Raw genomic sequence first — 20,309 nt, 5'->3', positions numbered from 1 at the left:
CTCACGAGCGGCTCTCCTTCCTGCGATAGACGATGGGGCTGCGCGTCAGATAGAGGAACGGGAAGCTCAGGCAATGCACGAGGCGCGTGAACGGAAAGAGGATCGCCGTCACCATCCACAGCAGCATGTGCGCACGGAACACGAACGGCACGCCCTCCATCAGCGAAACGTCGGGCGAGAACGCAAGGAGCGAGCGGAACCACGGCGAAATCGTCGCGCGGTAGTCAAAAGCGAAGCCGCCCAGGGCGTTCGACAGCGTCCCCGCGCAGCCCGTCAGGATGGCGAGGAAGAGCACGAGGTAGAGCCAACGATCCATGCACGACGTGTTGACCTGCATGTAGTCTTTGCCCAGAAAGCGGCGCTTCAAGAGCAGCAGGAAGCCGAAGAAAAACAGGATGCCTGCCGGTATGCCGCCCGCCAGCGCGATGATGTGATAGAGATGCTCGTTGATTCCCGCCGCTTCCGTGCAGACCTTCGGAATGAGCACGCCGATGATGTGACCGCCCAAGGCCATGAAAAGGCCGAGGTGGAACATCGGACCTGCAATCTTCAAATCATTCTTCGAGAGAAATTCGCTCGATTTCGTCGTCCAGCCGCGCTCCATCAAGACGTAGCGCGCTATCGTGCCGCCTATGAGCACGGTGAAAGCGATGTAGGGCAGTACGCCCCAAAAGAACTCATTCATGCTGCATCCCCTTCCCATCTCTCCGCCTGCATGAGCACGACGTCCAAAAGAAAAGCATAGGCAAGCTTCGCCTCAATGAAGCGGTCGCGCAGGAGCTTGAGCTTGTCCTTCATCGTGCGAAAGACCTCCGCCGCTTTCTCTTCGGGCAGGGCGGCGGCAAGCTCCAAGAGCGCCGGCAAATAGTCGGGAAGCTCGTTCTGCGTGTCGAAGCCGTTCTTGAGAAACAGCTGCTTGTAGACGTGCATCTCGCTCGCCTGCTTGCCGAAGTCCGTGCGATCCTGCGTCGTCAGATAAAGGTTCGTATTCGGCGAGAACTCGAAAGAGCGCACATATTGCTCTTCGTAAGCCTTGCTGCCGAGCTCCTGCGCGTAGTCAAAAAGCTCTTCCAAGATCTCTCGCGCCTGCTTCGTTTCAATCTCTGCCGCCGCGGCGCGGTAGGCGTCGAAATCCTGCCACCACGCCTCGCTCGGGTACTCCAAAAGATATGCCGCGAGCTTCAGCGTCTTCTTGTACTCTTCCATCAGCAACCTCCCGGGCAGACATAGCCCGCGCTGCCCTGCAGCATGCGCAGACGCTCGTGCGTCTCCGCCTGCAGTCCCGCCGGAATGACGACGCGATCCCTGCGCTTGGCAACGGCGAGCAGACGATACATCGCCTCGTACTCCGCCTCATGCAGGGAAAGCTCTGCCGGCACAGACTCCTTCGTTTCCTTGCAGCGCATGACCGTGCGCATTTCCAAGAGCCGCGCGAGCGTATTCTTGACGACGGCGACGTCGCCCGCCGCGAAGAGCTGCGCCAGGTATTCGAGCGGAATGCGCATGTCCGCTGCGTCGGGCAGGTAGACCTCCGCTTCCACATGCTTCAAGATCGGCGAGAGCGGCGGAATGTACCATACCATCGGCAGCGTGCGGTACTCGGGATGCAGCGGCAGAGCGATCTGCCACTGACGGATGATCTTGTCGACGGGCGAACGCTCCGCCGCATGAATCCACGCATCGGAAATGCCCGCCTCACGCGCCGCCTTCTGCACTTCCCTGTCGCGCGGATCGAGGAAGATGCCGCGCTCGCTCGCAGGAATGTGCGCGGCATTCTCCGTCTTCGCCGCCTCTTCCACCTTGTCCATGTCGTAGAAAATCACGCCCATGTAGCGGATGCGCCCGACGCAGGTGTCGGTGCAGACCGTCGGCAGGCCGTTTTCCAAACGCGGATAGCACAAGACGCACTTCTCCGCCTTGTTCGACTTCCAGTTGTAATAGATCTTCTTGTACGGACAGGCTGGCACGCAGTGACGCCAGCCGCGGCAGACATCCTGCGAGATGAGGACGACGCCGTCCTCGTCGCGCTTGTAGATCGCGCCCGAAGGACATGCGGCGACGCAGGCGGGATTCAGACAGTGGTTGCAGAGGCGCGGCAGATACTTCATGAAGAGATCGTGGAATTCCAGCTTGATCTTCTCGCCGAGCTTCTTCAAATTGTGATCACTGCGCGCCGATTCGCCGCTCGCGAGATCGTCCTCCCAGTTCGGCCCCCACTTGATCTCCATGCGCTTCTGCGTGATCAGAGAGCGCGGGCGCGCCACGGGCTGATGGTTCTTGCGGCCCGAATGGATCAGCGTCTCGTAGTCGTATGTCCACGGCTCGTAGTAGTCGTCAAGCTCGGGCTGATCGGGATGGTAGAAGAGCTTCATGAGGCGCACCGCCTTGTTCGCGCCGGAGGCGAGCGAAAGTTCGCCGTCCTTGACCTTCCAGCCACCCTTCCACTTTTCCTGATCTTCCCAATTCTTCGGGTAGCCAATGCCCGGCTTCGTCTCGACGTTGTTGAAGTACATGTACTCCGCGCCCTCGCGGTTCGTCCAGACGTTCTTGCACGTGATCGAGCAAGTATGGCAGCCGAGGCACTTGTCAAGGTTCATGACCATAGCTATCTGCGCTTTAATCCTCAAGCCAATCGACCTCCTTCATCTTGCGCGCGACGACGTAGGTATCGCGCTGGTTGCCCGTCGGGCCGTAGTAATTGAATCCGTAGCTGAACTGCCCGTAGCCGCCGATCATGTGCGTGGGCTTCATCATGATGTGCGTCGGCGTGTTGTGCGTACCGCCGCGCGTGCCCGAAATCTTCGAGCCGGGCACATTGATGTGGCGATCCTGCGCGTGGTGCATGAATACGACGCCGCGCGGCAGGCGGGGCGAGGTCACGACGCGCGAGGCGACGACGCCGTTGCGGTTGTAAAGCTCGACCCAGTCGTTGTCCTTGACGTCGATATCGGCAGCGTCCTTCTCGTTGAACCACACGGTCTGCCCGCCGCGGAACAGCGTCAGGAGCTGCTGGCTGTCGAAGTACATGCTGTGCGTGCTCCACTTGTTGTGCGGCGTCAGATAGCGCAGCGTGATCTCCTTGCCCTCGCCGAGCTTCTTCTCGATCGGGCGGTTCTCCAAGATCGGGCGGTACGTCGCCATCGCCTCGCCCCACTCCTGCATGAGCTCGTGATCGACGTAGAAGCACTGGCGTCCCGTCACCGTGCGGAAAGGCACGAGCTCCTCGACGTTCGTCGTGAACGGCGTATAGCGGCGATTGCGGTTGCTGCCCGTGAACGTCGGCGTCGTGATCGTCTGACGCGGCTGCACGGAGACCTGATCGAACGTGAAGCGCTCGATCTCGCGATCCTTGGCAAGCCGCGTGAGATTCGTCAGACCCGTGCGCTTCTCCATCGACTGCCATGCGCGCACGGCGACAGAGCCTTTCGTCGTCGACGAAAGCCCCATGACGGCGTCGGCGGCCTGGCGCGCCTCGAAGATCGACGGCATGCCGTAAGAAATGAAATCCTTGTTTTCAATGACGCCGTTGCGCTTTCGGATCTCCTCGTAGTCCTCCTTCGACTCCCACGAGAGGCCGTGTGCGCCCATGCCCTTCTCCACGTTGGGGCCGAGCGCGATCCACTTCTCGTAAACCTTCGTATAGTCGCGCTCCACCTTGACGAGGTTCGGCATCGTCTTGCCCGGGATCGGCTCGCAGTCGCCCTTCTTCCAGTCGCAAATCCGACCCTCGGGCTGCGCCGTCTCGCCTTCCGTATCGTGCTGCAGAGGTACGGCGACAACATCCGTGTACGGCTTCATGCCCGCTTCCTTGGCGACGCGCGAGACGGCCTCGGCGAGCGTGCGGAAGATGTCCCAGTCCGTGCGCGCCTCCCACAAGGGATCGACGGCAGGCTGGAACGGATGGACAAACGGATGCATGTCCGTCGAGGAGAGGTCGGTCTTCTCGTACCACGTCGCCGTCGGCAGTACGACGTCGGAATAAAGCGCCGAGCCTGCCATGCGGAAATCGAGGTCGATGAGCAGATCGAGCTTGCCCTCAGCCGCGCCGCCGGGCTGACTGATCTCCTGCTCCTCGCGCCAACGGATCTCCGTCGGGCGCGTCGGGCACTTCTCCTCGGCGAAGAGGCCGTTCTTCGTGCCGAGCAGATACTTGAGGAAATATTCGTGCCCCTTCGACGATGAAGTGATGAGGTTCGCGCGCCAGATGAAGAGGTTGCGTGGGAAGTTCTCGGGTGCGTCGGGATCTTCCGCCGAGAAGTTCAGCTCGCCCTTCTTGAGACTTTCGGCGACGAACTTCTTCACGTCCTCGAAATCCTCGTGACCCGCCGCCTTCGCCTCGTCGATGATCTTCTGCCCGCTCTTGTTGAATGTCGGGTAGGATGGCAGCCAGCCGAGTCGCGCCGCGAGCACGTTGTAGTCGCCGGGGTGGCGGTAGCGCGGCTTGCCCGTCGCCGCGACAATCTGCTCCGTGTCGATCTCGTCGCTCCGCCACTGATCGGTGCCGAAGTAGAAGAACGATGTGCTGTTCTGCAGGCGCGCCGCCGGCTGCCAGTCCGTCGCCGTCATGACGCGCGCCCAGCCCTCCGCCGGGCGCAGTTTCTCCTGCCCGACGTAGTGCGCCCAGCCGCCGCCGTTCCTGCCTTCCGCCCCGATGAAGAGCAGGAGGTTCAAGATCGTGCGGTAAATGATGTCGGCGTTGTACCAGTGGTTGATGCCCGCGCCCATGATGACCATGGTTCTGCCGTCCGTCTTGATCGAGTTGTCCGCCATCTCACGCGCCGTATGAATGGCAAGCTCAGGCGAGATGCCCGTGTACTTTTCCTGCCAATGCGGCGTGTACGGCACATCATCCTCGTAGGACACAGCGGCCTCGCCGCCGAGGCCGCGGTCGATCGCATAGTTCGCCATCGTCAGGTCGTAGACCGTCGTCACGAGGCGCTCACCCGCCGCCGTCTTGATCTTCCTTACGGGCACCATGCGCTTCAGGAGCATTTCCTCGCGCTCCGTGCCGAAGTACGGCAGAGTGACTTCGACCGCGTCGTCCTTGATGTCGAGGACGGAAAGACGCGCCTTGATCGCCTCGCCCGTGTCGCTGTCCTCCTCCTTGAGATTCCACTTCGCCTGACGATCCCAGCGGTCGCCCATCGTGCCGTTCGGCACGACGAGCCTTTCCGTCATCTCATCCACGACGTAGAACTTGAAGTCGGCGTGCTTCTCGTCGGCGCGTCCCATGTCCTTCGCATTGAGGAAGCGTCCGGGCAGGAAGCTGCCGTCCTCCTTCTCATCGAGGAGCACGAGGAACGGGAAATCCGTGAAGCGGCGCACATAGTCGACGAAGAAAGGCACTTCCCTGTCAATGTAGTACTCCTTCAGGATAACGTGCCCCATCGCCATGGCGAGGGCTGCATCGCTTCCCGTATGCAGACTGATCCACGTGTCGGCGACCGTCGTCGACTCCGCGTAGTCGGGCGCGACGGAGACAACCTTCGTTCCCTTGTAGCGCACCTCTGTCAAGAAATGCGCGTCGGGCGTGCGCGTCAGCGGCACGTTCGAGCCCCAGGTGATGATGTAGCCCGCATTGTACCAATCGCTCGACTCCGGCACGTCCGTCTGATCGCCCCAGACCTGCGGGCTTGCCGGCGGCAGATCGGCGTACCAGTCGTAGAAGGAAAGCCCCGCGCCGCCCATGAGCTGCAGGAAGCGAAGTCCTGCAGCATAGCTGAGCATCGACTTCGCGGGAATGACGGAAAAGCCGAAATTGCGGTCCGGACCGTACTTTTCTACCGTGTAGAGAAGCGACGAGGCGATGAGTTCCGACACCTCGTCCCAATTCGAGCGCACGAAGCCTCCCATGCCGCGCGCCGCCTTGTAGCGCTTCTTCTTCGCAGGGTCGTCGGCGATGCTGCGCCACGCCTCAAGCGCCGTCTTATGATTCTTTCTCGCCTCACGCCAAAGCTCCGCGAGGTCGCTCCTGAGGTACGGGTACTTGATGCGCAGCGGGCTGTAGAGATACCACGAAAACGTCGCGCCGCGCGGACAGCCGCGAGGCTCGAAGTCCGGCATGTCGGGCGAAGTCTCAGGATAATCCATCGCCTGGTTCTCCCAAGCCACGAGACCGTCCTTCACATAGATGTTCCAGCTGCACGAACCCGTACAGTTCACGCCGTGCGTCGAGCGCACCGTCTTGTCGAACGACCAGCGGTCGCGGTACATGTTCTCCCAGTCGCGTCCGCCCTCATGAATCTGTTGGTGACCGCTCGCCGTCCGCTCCTTCGGGATAAGATAACGGAACTTCTGGAAAATGCTGCTCACTTCTCCATCTCCCTCCTGAGGAAATTCGTCCCCCTAAGAACGCGCTGATAAACTCAGCACCGCCATCTTGACAGATCTTTTTATCAGCGTTTTCATAAATTATTCTAATCTTTTTTATTACAGGACAAAGCTTTCTCCGCTTTGTCCTGTAATAAATATCACAAGACAAAAATTTTTTATTTGATATACGACATATCGTGATAAATATTACTGCAAATTGTTTTCCTTATGGTATACTAAGCAAATATTATGAAATGTCTTTATTAAGGAAAGGAGTCTTTTTATGAAAAAAATCGTGCTCTTCCTCTCGTCCCTAACCCTGTTCACGCTCACGGGCTGCGGCACAGTGCCAAGCGCCTCGGACGCAAAGCAGGATGCCGTCGAGCTGCAGGTCTCCGCTGCCGCGAGCCTGACCGACGCGATGAACGAGATCGCAACCGAGTACGCGAAGGAGCATCCTCAGACGAAGATCGTCTTCAACTTCGGCAGCAGCGGCGCCCTGCAGCAGGCGATCGAAAACGGCGGCAACGCCGACCTCTTCTTCTCGGCAGCGCAGAAGCAGATGGATGCACTCGAAAAGGCGGGGCTTCTCGCCGACGGCACGCGCAAGAACCTCCTCGAAAACGAGGTCGTGCTCATTGTTCCCAAGGACAGCGGCAAGGATATCACATCCTTTGACGCGCTTGCGACTCCTACGGTTTCTCGCGTTGCACTCGGCGAGCCGAAGGGTGTTCCCGTCGGCCAGTACACGGAAGAAATCCTCACGAAGCTCGGCATCCTCGACCAGGTGAAGGGCAAGGCGGTCTACGGCTCCGACGTGCGCCAAGTTCTCTCGTGGACGGAGACGGGCGACGCAGACTGCGGCGTCGTCTACGCGACGGACGCTGCAGTTTCCGACAAGGTCAAGGTCGCAGCGAAAGCTCCGACAGGCTCGCACAAGCCCGTCATCTACCCCGCCGCCATCTTGAAGGACACGAAGCACATGGACGAGGCGAAATCCTTCCTCGACTTCGTTTCCTCGGAAAAGGGCATGGCGATCCTTGAAAAGTACGGCTTCAAAGCCGCCGGAAAATAATGGAACTTGAAGTCAAGATCCGCAAGAAGCTGCGCGGCTTCGATCTTGCCGTGGAATTTTCCGTGCGCGACGAAGTGCTCGCGCTGCTCGGCGCCTCGGGCTGCGGCAAGAGCATGACCTTGAAGTGCATCGCGGGCATCGAAAAGCCCGACGAGGGGCGCATCCTGCTCAACGGGCGCACGCTCTTCGACAGCGAAAAGGGCGTCAACCTCGCGCCGCAGAAGCGCCGCGTCGGCTACCTGTTCCAAGACTACGCCCTCTTTCCCAACATGACCGTCGCCGAGAACATCACGTTTTCGGCGCACGGCACGAAAGAAGAAAAGCGCAAGCTCCTCGAAAGGGAGCTTGCGCGCTTTTCGCTTGCGGGACTCGAAAACTCCTACCCCAAGGAGCTTTCGGGCGGGCAGAAGCAGCGCACAGCGTTCGCGCGCATCCTCGCCTCTGATGCAGAATTGCTGCTCCTCGACGAGCCGTTCTCTGCGCTTGACAGCTACCTCAAGTGGCAGTTAGAGCTTGAGCTTCTGCGCCTCTTCGACTCCTATGGACGCGCCGCCGTCCTCGTCTCGCACGACCGCGGCGAAGCCTACCGCTTGGCCGACCGCATCGCCGTCTTAAGCGGCGGCGCACTCGAATCGCTCGGCACAAAGCACGCGCTCTTCGAGCAGCCGGGCACGCTCGCGGCGACGCTCCTCACGGGCTGCAAGAACATCTCCCGCGCACGCCGCACGGCAGAGCATGAGCTCTTCGCCGAGGACTGGCAGATCGCACTGCACTCTGCCGCCCCCGTGCCCGAGAACCTCCGCTACGTCGGCATCCGCGCCCACTTTTTCTCCCTGCGCAAAGAAGCGGCGGAAAACACGCCGCGCATGGAAGCCGTGCAGATCATCGAGGATGCTTTTTCCTACCTCGTCATGGCGAAGAAGGCGGATTCGGACGCCGCGCCCGTGCGTTGGGAGATTGAAAAAATCGCTTGGCAAGGGCTGGGGCAAAAAGAATTCTATCTGCATTTTCCCGCCGATCGGCTCATCTTGCTCGAACGATAGGAGGCGCACATGGAATTTTCACCCTTCTGGATCACCTTGAAGACGGCGACAACCGCCACCGTCATCTCCTTCTTCCTCGGCATCGCCCTCGCCTACGCCGTCCTCCATCTGAGGCGCTTCCAAGGCATTGCCGACGCCGTCATCACATTGCCCATGGTGCTGCCGCCGACCGTCGTCGGCTTCTTCCTCTTGCTCGTATTCGGCAGAAAAAGCCCCATTGGGCAGCTGCTCCTCGACTTCGGCGTGCCGCTCGTCTTCACCTGGAAAGCGACCGTCATCGCCGCCGTCGTCGTCTCGCTGCCCCTCATGTACCGCACGGCACGCGGCGCCTTCGAGCAGCTTGACAAAAACATCGTCTATGCTGCACGCACGCTCGGCATCTCCGAGTGGCGCATCTTCTGGCGCATCCTCGTGCCGAACGCCAAGCACGGCATCGTCGCGGGGCTCGTCCTGACGTTCACGCGTGCACTCGGCGAATTCGGCGCGACGATCATGTTTGCCGGCAACGTCCCCGGCACGACGCAGACGATGTCCACGGCGATCTATGCCGCCGTGCAGGCAAACGACTACGACCTCGCCTTCCAATGGGCCGTCGCCCTCGTCCTCTTCTCCCTCATCTTCGTCGCCGCTATGAACGCCTGGCTTGCAAACAGCAAACGATGACAGAACCTTCCTTCGCAGAAGCCGGACAAGCACATACGCTTTATTTTTCTCCTAAAATATAGTATCATGTAGCTATAAAGCAAATAGCAACAGATTCTATTGTGGAAGAAGTCCATAGGCTATGCCACTATTGCAGGTGAAACATCATGATCCAAATCCCAATGAAAAACCTCAAAGCGGGCATGATCACGGCGCAGAGCATTTACAATCCCCTTGGCGCCAGCTATTTGACAAAAGGCATGTCCTTGAGCGAGGCCTATATCGAACGCTTGCGGAAAACGGGACTCGACGGCATCACCGTCACCTCTCTTGACCCAAAATTAAAGCTCCTGCCGCCTGAGGACGTCGTGCAGGAAAAGACGCGCATCTCCGCCATACACAATGTCGCACATGTTTTTCAGGAAGTTGCAGAAAACGGAACCTTCGATCCCAAGCCTTTGCAGAGCATTTCTGAAACCATCCTGCTCGATCTCATCGCGCAGCGAAAGAATCTCATACAGCTTACGGATATCCGGCTGCATGACACTTACACATTCGCCCATTCGGTCAATGTCGCCATTCTTTCGGCTCTCGTCGGCATGCTGCTGAAATTCTCACAGGAGGAGCTTTTGAAGCTCACCCTCGGGGCTTTGCTGCACGATCTCGGCAAGGTCACCATTCCTCTCGATGTGCTGACAAAGCCAGGGCATCTCTCGGACAGCGAGTGGGAGCTCATGCAAGGCCACCCGGAAGCAGGACGGCAGCGCCTCAAGAAAATGTTCCCCACCGATTCCCTGCTGTCCGCCATTGCCCTGCAGCACCACGAGCGCATGGACGGCAGCGGCTATCCGAACCACTTGCGGGGAGAGCAGATCCACCGCTACGCGCGCATTGCCGCCATCGCCGACGTCTACGATGCCCTGACGAGCGTGCGCCCCTATAAGAGGGCCTATACGCCGTCCGTCGCACACCGCATCATGACGACGTGTTCGAACGGTCATTTCGACCTCGAACTGCTGCAGCTCTTCTTCGACAACGTCGCCATCTATCCTATCGGCACCATTGTCAAGACAAAGGAAGGCTATGCTATCGTGCAGAAAACGGAATTCGGCCGCACGCAGACGCCGCTCATCTGCATTTTCACCAACCGCGACGGCAAGCTTTTGGACAATCCCTATCCCTTCGATCTGTCGGAAGCGCCTCCCGACATGCTGGAGGGTGTTCTGAGCGACAACGAGCTCTACCATTTCGTGCATCGCCTCAATATGGATCCGGCCGCCTTGCTCAAAAAGGTCGCCGGCTGATCCCGCAGATATATTCCGACAAAGCAAAACACAACGGGATGGGGCAAGACCGTTGTACCACAAAAACGGAGAGATCTTGGCATGATACGCTTGAAGCCAAACCAACTGAAATCCGGCATGATTCCTGCGCAGAGCATCTTCAACGAGAAAGGCGCGGCATTTTTGACGCGCGGTACGCCCTTGACGGAGCGTTACATCTACCATCTGCACCAGCTCGAAGTACCGGAACTTCACGTCACCTCCCTCTCCCCGGATTTCCAGCTCAAACCGCCTCCCGACATCATCGAGGAGCATACGCGCGTGCAGGCCGTCGACAACGTCGCCTCCACATTCCAGCAAGCGGAAGAAACGGGAGAATTCCGTATGAACCTGCTGGAAAAATGCGCCGATGTACTCGTCAAGGACATCATGTCCAACCGCAAGAACCTCGTGCAGATCACGGACATACGCCTGCACGACTCCTATACCTTTTCCCATTCGGTCAACGTCGCCGTGCTTTCGGCCATGCTCGGCTCCCTGCGCGGTTACTCAAAGAGCCAGCTGCAGAGCATCACCTTGGGCGGTCTTCTGCACGACATCGGCAAGATCGCCGTACCGCCGCGCATCCTCAACAAACCCGGTGCGCTGACGGCGGACGAATTCAAAATCATCCGCTGCCACCCGGCCGAGGGGCGCAAGATTCTCAAAGAACTGCAATCCCCGATGGCCTCCCTGCTGGCCATCATCGCCTGCCAACACCATGAGCACATCGACGGCTCGGGCTATCCCTACCATATCAAGGGCAAGTCCATCCACCCTTACAGCCGCATTACAGCCATCGCCGATGTTTACGATGCCCTGACGAGCGTGCGCCCCTACAAAAAATCATACAAGCCCAACATCGTCTACCAAATGATGATGAAAAACTCCCCCGGGCACTTCGATATGGAGCTGCTGCGTCTCTTCTTCGACAATGTTGCCGTCTATCCCGTCGGCACCGTCATGCGGACAGAGCTTGGCTATGCCATCGTCAAGAAGGTCATCTTCGGCCATACGCGGGCGCCCATCGTCATCGTTTTTGCCGACAAGAACGGCAAAATTCTCAAGAAACACTTCGGACTGAACCTCGCCCATTGCCGCCGCAATGTCATCCAGTACGTCATGGACGACGTCGAGCTGCTGAACTTCATCCGCTCCACGGGCGTCGACCCTGCGATCTATCTCGACAGCGACATGCGGGCTAAAAAGAGGCACCGTGAGGCTCCCGCAAAGAAAGATCCGAAGCAGCCCTCGGAGAAACCGCCCACACCTTGACCCCCGCGTTCCGACAAAAAACCTCCGGCAGCCCAGCCTGCCGGAGGTTTTCCTTTTCCCTTACGCCTCGCGCAGTTCGACCTGCCCGAGCTTGTATTCCGTCTTGTCGAGAGCCGCATGGAGCTCCTCGTCGGGAATCATGCGTTCCATCTTGAGGACAGCGATATTTTTCGAGAGATTGACCTCTGCCGCGCCGCCGTCGATCCCATTGAGGATGCGCTCCACGGCGTGTTTGCAGTTATCGCAGTGCATGCCCTCGATATGGAGCACCTTCTCGCCAATAACATCGTGATAGAGCTTCTTCTTCGGGCCGCCTTCAATATCCCCGCCCCCGCCGCAGCACGCACCGCCGCCACCAAAATGGCGCACCATGCCGCGTACGGCAAAGAAAAGTCCCGCCAGGAGCAGTGCACCTAAAATATACGTTGCCATAATTTCTCCTTCTTTCCTTACAAAAGGACGCCTGTCCTTCCCATATCATGCTACCGCTCTATTCTACCTTTGCTTTCCTTTCTTGTCAATAGTGATTCTTACTATACCTGCCTGCAAAAAAGAACGACCATACAAAAGCTTTCGGCTCTTATATGGTCGTCCTCCATTATCCCGTTGGAAAGCTTCAGGAAATCCTCGCAGCGGAGGAATTTCCTAAATCATGCTCACGGCAGCGGCACGTTGAAGGCGTTCTTGCCCGCGAAGACGGCGTTCTTGCCCAGCTCTTCCTCGATGCGCAGGAGCTGATTGTACTTCGCGACGCGCTCGCTGCGGTTCGGTGCGCCCGTCTTGATCTGGCCTGCGTTCAGCGCGACGACGAGATCGGCGATCGTCGTGTCTTCCGTCTCGCCCGAGCGATGCGATACGACAGCCTTGAAGCCCGCATTGTGCGCCATGGCAACGGCGGCAAGCGTCTCGCTCAGCGTGCCGATCTGGTTGACCTTGATCAGAATGGCGTTCGCAGCGCCCATGTCGATACCCTTCTTGAGGCGCTTCGTGTTCGTCACGAAGAGGTCGTCGCCGACGATCTGCAGGCGGTTGCCGAGCTCTTTCGTGATGAGCTGCCAGCCCTCCCAATCCTCTTCGTCGAGCGGATCTTCGAGGGAGATGATCGGGTACTTGTCGACGAGCTTCTTCCAATGTTCGACAAGCTCTGCCGTCGTGAAGACCTGTCCGGACTTGGGCTGCTTGTACTCGCCCTTCTTCGATCCCTTCCACTCGCTGGCCGCTGCGTCCATCGCGAGCACGAAATCCTTGCCGGGCTTGTGGCCTGCCTTCTCAATCGCGCGCATGATGTAGTCGATCGCCTCATCGTCCGACTTGAGGTTCGGTGCGAAGCCGCCCTCGTCGCCGACGCCCGTCGCATGGCCGTCCGCCTTCAAGAGGCTCTGCAGCGCATGGAAGACTTCCGACGACCACTGGATGCACGTGCGGAAATCAGGAGCGCCGACCGGCATGATCATAAATTCCTGCACGTCGATGCTGTTCGCCGCATGGGCGCCGCCGTTCAGGATGTTCATCATCGGCACGGGCAAAAGGCCGCCCTGGCTGCCGCCCAAGAAGCGATAGAGCGGCGTCTCCTCGCTCACAGCGGCCGCCTTCGCCGCCGCCATGGAAACGGCGAGGATGGCGTTCGCGCCGAGCTTCGACTTATCTTCCGTGCCGTCCGCTTCGAGCATCGTGCGGTCGACGAGAGCCGTATCCGCAGCGTCGACACCGACGACCGCCTTGGCGAGCGTCGTGTTGACGTTCTCGACCGCCTTCAGGACGCCCTTGCCGAGGTAGCGAGCCTTGTCGCCGTCACGCAGTTCAAGCGCTTCGAACTGGCCCGTCGATGCGCCCGACGGCGATGCCGCACGACCGAAGCTGCCATCTTCTAGGACGACATCGACTTCCACCGTCGGGTTGCTGCGCGAGTCAACGATTTCGCGTGCATGGATGCATTTGATCTTGCTGTTCCTCATCGTATCCACTCCTTGTAAATCTAATGAAACGTTATACTCTTAGCTTATCACGAAAGCGGCGGATGTCAAGCCTTTTGCTGAAAGCAATTCGCATTTGCCGCCGCTTTCATAAAAAAAGCGCACGGGCTTCGTCCTGCCCGCACGCTTTTCCCGCTGTCGAAGCCGCCCAGGCACGAACGCGCCTGTGTTCGTATCGGCTTAAACAAGCTCCAGCATCAGTGCCATCTTGAAATCTTTCACGGCGCGCACATAATGCCTGCCGTTCTTCGCGAACTTGAAATTCTCGCCCGCGTGAACCGTGTACTCCTTGCCCTCGTAGCCAATGACGGCCTCGCCTTCGAGCGCGAAGACGAGAGCCTCGCCCGGCGCCGCGTGCTCGTCGAGCCCCGTGCCCGCGCCGAAGCTCATGAGCACGAACTTGAGGTTCGGACTCTGCACGAGATCCATGTTGACGATCTTGCCCTCCTGGCACGGCAGAAGTTCTGCCAGCTGAAATACCTTCTTGTCCTCGATTGCCTTGTTCATGGTCTTTCCCTCCTGCAAACTGATCTCAAGATAAACGGCTCCGCGCTCGGTCTTGACGCCCACGGGCGTACCGACGGGTACGACGAAGAAATCTCCTGCGGCGAGCGGCGTATTCCCGCTTTCCTCGACCGCTTCCATCGTGCCCGAAGCAACGTACCAGAGGCGGCGGCGCTCGTAGCTCTCCGCGCTGATGTCCGTCGCTTCTGCGAGCGAGAACCAGACGACATTGTTGCCGCCCGCCGCGCTGATGGCTTCCGACACCGTGCAGCCCGGGACGGGCGCCATTTCCTCGGCGGGGCGAAGCACCCTGCCTGCCTGACCTTTCATGGCTGTCATCTCCTCTCTTTCTGTTTCCTAGTATAATACTAGATAAATGCTTTTTCGGGAACATTTGTTACAACTTTTGAGAAATTTTCTTATTTTCCAAAGGCAGCCGCCGCAAAATCTCCTGCGCGAGAAAACCCGTGGCAGCTCCCGTAAAAACGGCCAGAGCAAAGAGCACGGGCGCATAGTAAAAGACGTCGAGCGTGCCGAGCCAGAAAGAGGCGGCAAGAAGCTGACCCACATTATGCGAGAGCGCACCTGCGACGCCGAGCAGCGCGAGCGGCACGCGCGGAACTGCCCGCAGCAAGAGGACGCCGACCGAAAGCGCCAGAAGCCCGCCCGCAAGGCTGAACGACAGCGCGGGCAGGCTGCCTGCGAAGGCCGCGCCGAGCACGATGCGCAGGACGAGGAGCAAGAGGGCTTCCCTCGCGCGAAAGAGCCGAAGCGCGGCGACGGTCACGATGTTCGCGAGGCCGATCTTGAAGCCCGGCACCGTCGCGACGAGCGGCAGACGAAGCTCGACGAAGAAGAGCATCAAAGAGAGTGCGAGGCAGATGGAAAGAAGCATCAGCCGCGCCGCCCCCTGCTGCGCCAGCCCCGCTTCCTCCGCTCCCTCTGCGCATATACGCGTCCGCGCGGATGCGCCCTGCCGAACGCCGCGCTCTCGCCGTGCGTCCCTCACCTCGCCACCGCGTCCGGCGCATCGGCCTCGACCGCCGCCTCGCCCGCGCTGCCCGATTTTGCCCAGCGGATCTCCAGGCGATGCGGCAGACAGATGATCGGTGCGCCGTCCCCCTTCAATTCGCCTGTATGCACGCAGATCTGATCGGGACAGTCGGCGCTCTCGATGCGGATCGTGCCGCCGCCCGTCGCGATGATGTTCTCGTGCTCACCATAGGGTACGCGGATATGTCGCTCCTCCTGCAGTTCCTCCTGCGTGAAGCGATAGATCACCGCGCCGTCCTGCACGACTTCGACCGCGCCCGACTTCGACGCATCACCGCCACGAGAAACGGATGTGAAGAGCCACGCGCCCGCCGCAGCGAGCAGGAGCGCGGCGAAAAGAGCGAAGAGACACGCCTTCTTTTCCCCTTTCATCGAATGACCTCCGCTTCTCCCGTCAGCCCCTCGCCCGCCGAGAAGCGGTCAAGAAGCCCCTCTGTAATCCACACATGACCGTCCATACCGACGAGCACCATCTCGAAATCCTGCCGCTCGCGCCAGAAAGCGGCGGCGCGATCCGCGCCCATGACGAAGAGCGCCGTCGAAAGCGCATCCGCTCGGCCGCCCGACGCCGCGACGACGGTGGCGGATGCAAGGCCGCTCCTCGCCGGTGCGCCCGTCGCCGGATCGAGGATGTGCCAATAGCAGTTTCCCGCTTCATCCGTGAAGAAGCGCTGGTCGATCGCCGAGGTCACGACAGCGGCGTCCGCGACTTCGACCGTGCCGAGAAGTGCCCCGCCGAAAGGATTCCGAAGCCCCACGCGCCACGGCGTGCCGTCCTCGCGTGCGCCGACCGTCTCAATGTTGCCGCCGAGGTCGAGGAGCGCCGAGCGCACCCCACGCGACTTGAGTTCCGCCGCGACAAGCTCGCCCGCATAGCCCTTCGCCACCGCGCCAAGCTCGACGCTGCTGCCCTTTTCGAGCCGCGCCGTGCCCGCCGCCTCGTCGAGCTTGAGCTTTCCCGCTCCCGTCAAGGCACGCGCCGCCTCGATTTCCTCTGCCGTCGGCACGCGATGTACGCCGCCCGAAAATCCCCAGAGCTTGAGGAGAGGCAGAAGCGTCACGTCGAGCGCTCCTTTCGTCTCCTCGTGCACCTCCTCAGACATACGCAAAAGCCGCATCGTCTTGGGAGAGAGCGCGATTGCCTCGCCCGCGCCGCTGTTCAAGCGCTCGACGTCGCTTCCCTCGCGCGCCGCGCTCCAAAGCGCATCGAGCGCGAGAAGCTGCTCCTTCGCCTCCCGCGCCGCCTCGGGTGCACCTTCGCCATAGACCCTGACCGTCATCTTCGTATCCATCGCGAAGAACTCCTCGCTCGCCTCCTCTGCGGCGTCGGAAGCCGCGCTCTTCGTCTGCTCGGACAAACATCCTGCCGAAAGAGAAGCGGCGAAAAAAACGAGCAAAAGGCACAGGGCAAGATGCCCTGCGCCTTGAGCTGCCAAATTCTGCAAGCGAATCATAGCTACTTCTTCGCTTCATCGAGCGCCTTCGTCGAGGCCTCGATGAACTGCTCGTAGGAAATCGTCGCGCCCGAAATGGCGTCGACCTTGCCGGGCTGCTGACGCTCCACGAGCTGCACGCCGTAAGCCGCATTCGCCTTGACGGCGTTCTGTGCCTTCTTATAGTTCTGCGGATCGCTGATCTGGCCGTTCTTCTTGCCGTAGTCCTCTCCCTTCATCGCGCCGTCCTTGTCGACGCCGAAGTAGGTCACGCTCTCGATCTTATGATCCTTGATCGTGAGGGCGATCTTGCCATGGCCGTACTCGGAATTTTCGCTGCTCTCCGCATTGTACGTGCCATCCTTCGCCGTCGAGAGGTCGATGTCCGCGATCTTCTTGACGGCGGCTCCCTGCACCGCGCTGTCGGCAGGCTTGTCCTCCGCCGTATCGCTGCCGCAGCCCGCAAGGAGCGCGGCAAAGAGCGCGGCGGAAAGTACCGCCGCCGCCCGCTTCTTCATTCGCTTCATTCCTTTACCCCTTCCTTCAGTTTCGCCGCCGCCTGCTCCTCCGCGCTCTTTTCCACCATGCGGCCATGCTCGATGATGACGCAGCGCTCTGCCGCCGCACCGACTTCCGCCGAGTGCGTGACCGTGAGAATCGTATGGCCTTCTGCGTGCAGTTCGCGGAAGATCTTCATGACGAGGTTCTGATTGACCTCGTCGAGGTTGCCCGTCGGCTCATCCGCAAGAATCAGGACAGGATAATTGATCAGGGCGCGCGCGATGCAGACACGCTGCTGCTCGCCGCCCGAAAGCTGGCTCGGCAGATGGTCAGCGCGGTCGGCAAGCCCCACGCGGTCAAGCGCCGCCAGCGCTTCCTTCTTGTCGGGGATGCTGTGGTAGTACTGTGCCGCCATGATGTTTTCAATGGCCGTCAGATACGGAATCATGTGGAACTGCTGAAACACAATGCCGATCTTGTCCCGGCGCAGCAGCGTAAGCTCATGGTCGGAAACCTCCGTGATATTGATTCCGTCCAAAAGCACTGTGCCGCTCGTCGCATGATCCATGCAGCCGATGATGTTCATGAGCGTCGTCTTGCCCGAGCCGGAAGGGCCCATGACGGCGAGCCAATCGCCTTTTTCTACTTTGAGATTGACGTTGTCGAGCGCCTTGACCTTGCCGCCATAGGCCATCGTCACGTCTTTCAATTCCAATAGACTCATAAAACCCTCCTACTCTCCCCGCAAGACGATGGCGGGGTCAACGCTCGTCGCGATGCGCACGGGAATCAGGCTCGCGACGCCCGTCACGACGACGGACAAAATGACGGCAAGCACAGCGATGCTCGGGGCAAACGCGATACCACGCGAAAAGACGTTGATGCTGACGCTCTGTGCAAAGAGGTAGCCGAAGCCGCTCCCCAAGAGACCGCCGACAAGACCGAGCACGCAGCCCTCGCCGAGGAACTCCGTGACAATGTTGGCGTTTGATGCACCGAGCGCCTTCTTGAGCCCGATTTCCCTGCGGCGCTCCGTTACGACAGCCGTCATCGTCGTCGTCACGCAAATCAGCGTCAAGATGAGGACAATCAAGGTCACGAGAAGAATCAGAACCTCGAGTTTCTTCAAGACGTTGAACTCCGAATGCGCGATCTGCTGCACTTCCTGCGGCTCGATGCCGACATTCGCAGCACGCACAGCTTCATCCGCCGCCTTGAGGCTCTCGCCGTCCGCGACGATACTGAGCTGCGCGAGTCCGACGGCATCGGGCTTCTCGACGATCTTTTGCAGCTCATCGAGATTCAGGAAGGCGAACTGCTCTTCCTTGCCGCCGGTCGAGACGATGCCCGAAACGGTGAAGGGAATCATCGCCTTGCCCTCGCCCGCGCTGACCGTCACGGTCTGTCCGACAAGCTTGTCCGTATCGCGCGCCAGCTTCGCGGCCATTTCCGAGCCGAGAAGGATCTCACGGCTGCCCGCTGCCGGATATTCCCCCTTGATCATCCAATAGGGGCTGACCTTTTTCACTTCCTCGAAATCCGTACCGCCTGTCAGCACGGGCTGCTTGTTGATTTCCAATCGTTCGTAGAGGAACGGCGCGCAGCCGACGATATCATGCCCCCGGAGCGCCTCCTGCGCCTTCTTGAGCGATGCGCCGTCGAAGGTCTTGGCCTCGCCCGCAGGCAAGAGAAGGACATTGGCGCCGTAAGCACGGAACTCGCGCCCGAGCTGCGCCGGCACCTCGCGGTAGACCGTGATCATGCCCGAGATGATGGCGGCGCCGACCGCAACGGCGAGGAGCGCGACGAACATGCGCGACTTCTGCCGGAACAGCGCCCGCACAATCATGCGGAGAAGCATTTCCAGTTTTTTTATTCTTCCTGCCATATTCAATCACCTGCCATGAAGGACGCTAGCCGGCTGCAAGGAAAGCAGCATACGAATGGCGGGCAGGCTGCCGATGAGAAGCATGATGGCCATGAGTCCGCCCACGATAGGAATGACGACGAGGTTGTTCGCAATGCTCGAGCCGAAAACCGTCTGCCCGATGGCCTGTGCGAGAAGGAGCCCGCCGAAATAGCCGAAGAAACCGCCGATAAGGCCGGCGATAAAAATCTCCGCCAGCACCATGAGAACGACGGAGAGATCCGTCGCGCCAAGCGCCTTCATTAAGCCGAATTCGCGGCTTCTCTCCATGATATTCGCACTGACGAGATTCGACACGCCAAGCGCTGCCGAAAGAAGCGAAAGTCCCGTGATGAGGAGCATCAGCATCTGCGTCTTCTCCAGAATCTTGCCCTCGGACTCGGCGATCTGGCGCACAGGCTGTGCTGAAGAGCCGGGAATCGCCTCCTCGATCTGGAAGGCAATCGAGCTCACATACGCCGTGCAGTACCAGATTTCGCGTTCCTTCTGGGAAAGCCGCTCGGGATTTGCCGCCGCCTTGCGCGCAAGATCGTTCTCCGGCGTCGTGACAGCCGAAACTTCGATCTTGTCGACTTTTCCCGCTGCTCCCATGAGCTCCTGCGCCAGCGGAAGATTGACCGTCAGGCCCTCGTCCTCCGCGCCGCCGCCCGTCACGACGCCCGTGATCCGCAGCGTCCTTTCCTCGCCTGCCTTCGTGCGGTAAGAAAGCGTGTCTCCTGCATGGAGCCCCAGGGAATCCGCCAGCTTCGTGCCCAAAAGAGCCTCGTCCGGGGCTTCCGTCGGCCAATCGCCGTCAATCTTCCACCAGGACTTCATTTCCTTTTCGCCCGTCGTGACCTTCTCTCCCGTCGGCAGCTCGACCTCATGGTCAAACCAGGTTCCCATGATCGGCACGCTCCTGCCGTCCGACAAAGTGACTTCACCCGAAAGCTCAGGCGCAAAAGCGACGATATTGTTTGTCCAGAAGATTGTCTTGATCTTCGCGGCGTCCTGTTCTTCAAGATATTCCTTGTGCCCGCCGCCCTCAAGGCCGTAGACGTCCTGGAGAACGGAAGCGTTCTTCGGCGTGACCGTGATGTTCGCGCCGTACGCCTTGAGCTCCTGGTTGACCTTCTCGCCGATGTCAAACATGACATTGAGCATGGCGGCTGCAAGCGAGACGCCGAGAGCCGCCGTCAGTGCGATGAGGAAGAAGCGCTTCCTCTGACGGATCAAGGCGCCCTTTACCATCTGCCAAAACATAAGTATC

Annotated in this window: 19 protein-coding genes; 5 read left to right on the top strand and 14 right to left on the bottom strand. The window is 59.9% G+C overall.

The features are described from left to right. Position 1: 1 nt before the first annotated feature. From narI to ACRTGH_RS08115, 4 genes are read right to left on the bottom strand one after another with little or no spacing between them, the layout of a single operon-like run. Complete coding sequence (gene narI / locus ACRTGH_RS08130) at positions 2 to 685, bottom strand: respiratory nitrate reductase subunit gamma (RefSeq protein ID WP_006193116.1); 684 nt, start codon at positions 683 to 685, stop codon at positions 2 to 4. Beyond that, positions 682 to 1,206: a nitrate reductase molybdenum cofactor assembly chaperone gene (gene narJ / locus ACRTGH_RS08125; RefSeq protein WP_368846385.1), complete on the bottom strand. Its 525-nt coding sequence runs from the start codon at positions 1,204 to 1,206 to the stop codon at positions 682 to 684. Before narJ ends, narI begins: the two co-directional genes overlap by 4 nt. Continuing rightward, positions 1,206 to 2,627 carry a nitrate reductase subunit beta gene (gene narH / locus ACRTGH_RS08120; protein WP_368846386.1) on the bottom strand — a complete coding sequence of 474 codons (1,422 nt, stop codon included), beginning with the start codon at positions 2,625 to 2,627 and terminating at the stop codon, positions 1,206 to 1,208. The genes narJ and narH overlap by 1 nt, the downstream gene beginning before the upstream one ends. Next, positions 2,617 to 6,312 (bottom strand): nitrate reductase subunit alpha, encoded by a 3,696-nt coding sequence (locus tag ACRTGH_RS08115; protein WP_368846387.1) that lies wholly within the window; start codon positions 6,310 to 6,312, stop codon positions 2,617 to 2,619. The genes narH and ACRTGH_RS08115 overlap by 11 nt, the downstream gene beginning before the upstream one ends. Positions 6,313 to 6,595: 283 nt before the next feature. Between ACRTGH_RS08115 and modA the strand changes: the two genes are divergently transcribed. The 5 genes from modA to ACRTGH_RS08090 all read left to right on the top strand — a co-directional run bounded on the left by modA (position 6,596) and on the right by ACRTGH_RS08090 (position 11,669). After that, entirely contained in the window at positions 6,596 to 7,387 is a 792-nt protein-coding gene (modA, locus tag ACRTGH_RS08110) for a molybdate ABC transporter substrate-binding protein (protein ID WP_368846388.1), read from the top strand. Continuing rightward, positions 7,387 to 8,430 (top strand): sulfate/molybdate ABC transporter ATP-binding protein, encoded by a 1,044-nt coding sequence (locus ACRTGH_RS08105; protein ID WP_368846389.1) that lies wholly within the window; start codon positions 7,387 to 7,389, stop codon positions 8,428 to 8,430. The genes modA and ACRTGH_RS08105 overlap by 1 nt, the downstream gene beginning before the upstream one ends. A 9-nt stretch (positions 8,431 to 8,439) precedes the next feature. After that, the gene (gene modB / locus ACRTGH_RS08100) at positions 8,440 to 9,093 is read left to right on the top strand and encodes a molybdate ABC transporter permease subunit (RefSeq protein ID WP_368846390.1); all 654 of its coding nucleotides are present in this window, start codon (positions 8,440 to 8,442) and stop codon (positions 9,091 to 9,093) included. Positions 9,094 to 9,239: 146 nt separating this feature from the next. Beyond that, on the top strand, positions 9,240 to 10,376 hold the full coding sequence (locus ACRTGH_RS08095; RefSeq protein WP_368846391.1) for an HD-GYP domain-containing protein: 1,137 nt from the start codon (positions 9,240 to 9,242) through the stop codon (positions 10,374 to 10,376). A gap of 81 nt (positions 10,377 to 10,457) precedes the next feature. After that, positions 10,458 to 11,669, top strand: a complete 1,212-nt coding sequence (locus tag ACRTGH_RS08090; RefSeq protein ID WP_368846392.1) for an HD-GYP domain-containing protein — start codon at positions 10,458 to 10,460, stop codon at positions 11,667 to 11,669. 60 nt (positions 11,670 to 11,729) lie between these two features. Here the strand turns inward: ACRTGH_RS08090 and ACRTGH_RS08085 are convergent, their stop codons facing one another. The 10 genes from ACRTGH_RS08085 to ACRTGH_RS08040 form a co-directional block, all read right to left on the bottom strand. After that, a complete protein-coding gene (locus ACRTGH_RS08085; RefSeq protein ID WP_368846393.1) occupies positions 11,730 to 12,101 on the bottom strand; it encodes a heavy-metal-associated domain-containing protein in 372 nt (123 codons plus the stop codon). Positions 12,102 to 12,325: 224 nt separating this feature from the next. After that, positions 12,326 to 13,624 carry a phosphopyruvate hydratase gene (gene eno / locus ACRTGH_RS08080; RefSeq protein ID WP_368846394.1) on the bottom strand — a complete coding sequence of 433 codons (1,299 nt, stop codon included), beginning with the start codon at positions 13,622 to 13,624 and terminating at the stop codon, positions 12,326 to 12,328. A gap of 198 nt (positions 13,625 to 13,822) precedes the next feature. Next, entirely contained in the window at positions 13,823 to 14,476 is a 654-nt protein-coding gene (locus ACRTGH_RS08075) for a cupin domain-containing protein (RefSeq protein WP_368846395.1), read from the bottom strand. A gap of 67 nt (positions 14,477 to 14,543) precedes the next feature. Then, entirely contained in the window at positions 14,544 to 15,155 is a 612-nt protein-coding gene (locus tag ACRTGH_RS08070; protein WP_368846396.1) for a Gx transporter family protein, read from the bottom strand. Beyond that, positions 15,152 to 15,571, bottom strand: coding sequence for a NusG domain II-containing protein (locus tag ACRTGH_RS08065; protein ID WP_368846397.1), 420 nt, complete (start codon positions 15,569 to 15,571; stop codon positions 15,152 to 15,154). The genes ACRTGH_RS08070 and ACRTGH_RS08065 overlap by 4 nt, the downstream gene beginning before the upstream one ends. Beyond that, positions 15,568 to 16,653: an FAD:protein FMN transferase gene (locus ACRTGH_RS08060; RefSeq protein ID WP_368846398.1), complete on the bottom strand. Its 1,086-nt coding sequence runs from the start codon at positions 16,651 to 16,653 to the stop codon at positions 15,568 to 15,570. Before ACRTGH_RS08060 ends, ACRTGH_RS08065 begins: the two co-directional genes overlap by 4 nt. Positions 16,654 to 16,655: 2 nt before the next feature. Next, positions 16,656 to 17,159, bottom strand: a complete 504-nt coding sequence (locus ACRTGH_RS08055) for an FMN-binding protein (RefSeq protein WP_368846399.1) — start codon at positions 17,157 to 17,159, stop codon at positions 16,656 to 16,658. Then, a complete protein-coding gene (locus ACRTGH_RS08050; protein WP_368846400.1) occupies positions 17,156 to 17,857 on the bottom strand; it encodes an ABC transporter ATP-binding protein in 702 nt (233 codons plus the stop codon). Before ACRTGH_RS08050 ends, ACRTGH_RS08055 begins: the two co-directional genes overlap by 4 nt. 9 nt (positions 17,858 to 17,866) lie before the next feature. After that, entirely contained in the window at positions 17,867 to 19,021 is a 1,155-nt protein-coding gene (locus ACRTGH_RS08045) for an ABC transporter permease (RefSeq protein ID WP_368846401.1), read from the bottom strand. Positions 19,022 to 19,027: 6 nt separating this feature from the next. Further along, complete coding sequence (locus ACRTGH_RS08040; protein ID WP_368846402.1) at positions 19,028 to 20,302, bottom strand: ABC transporter permease; 1,275 nt, start codon at positions 20,300 to 20,302, stop codon at positions 19,028 to 19,030. Positions 20,303 to 20,309 lie beyond the last annotated feature (7 nt).

The sequence above is a fragment of the Selenomonas oralis genome, from assembly GCF_051603425.1.
Lineage (GTDB): Bacteria > Bacillota > Negativicutes > Selenomonadales > Selenomonadaceae > Selenomonas > Selenomonas sputigena_A.
The sequence above is the reverse complement of the archived record's forward strand: the minus strand, read 5'-3'. Positions and strand labels throughout refer to the sequence as shown.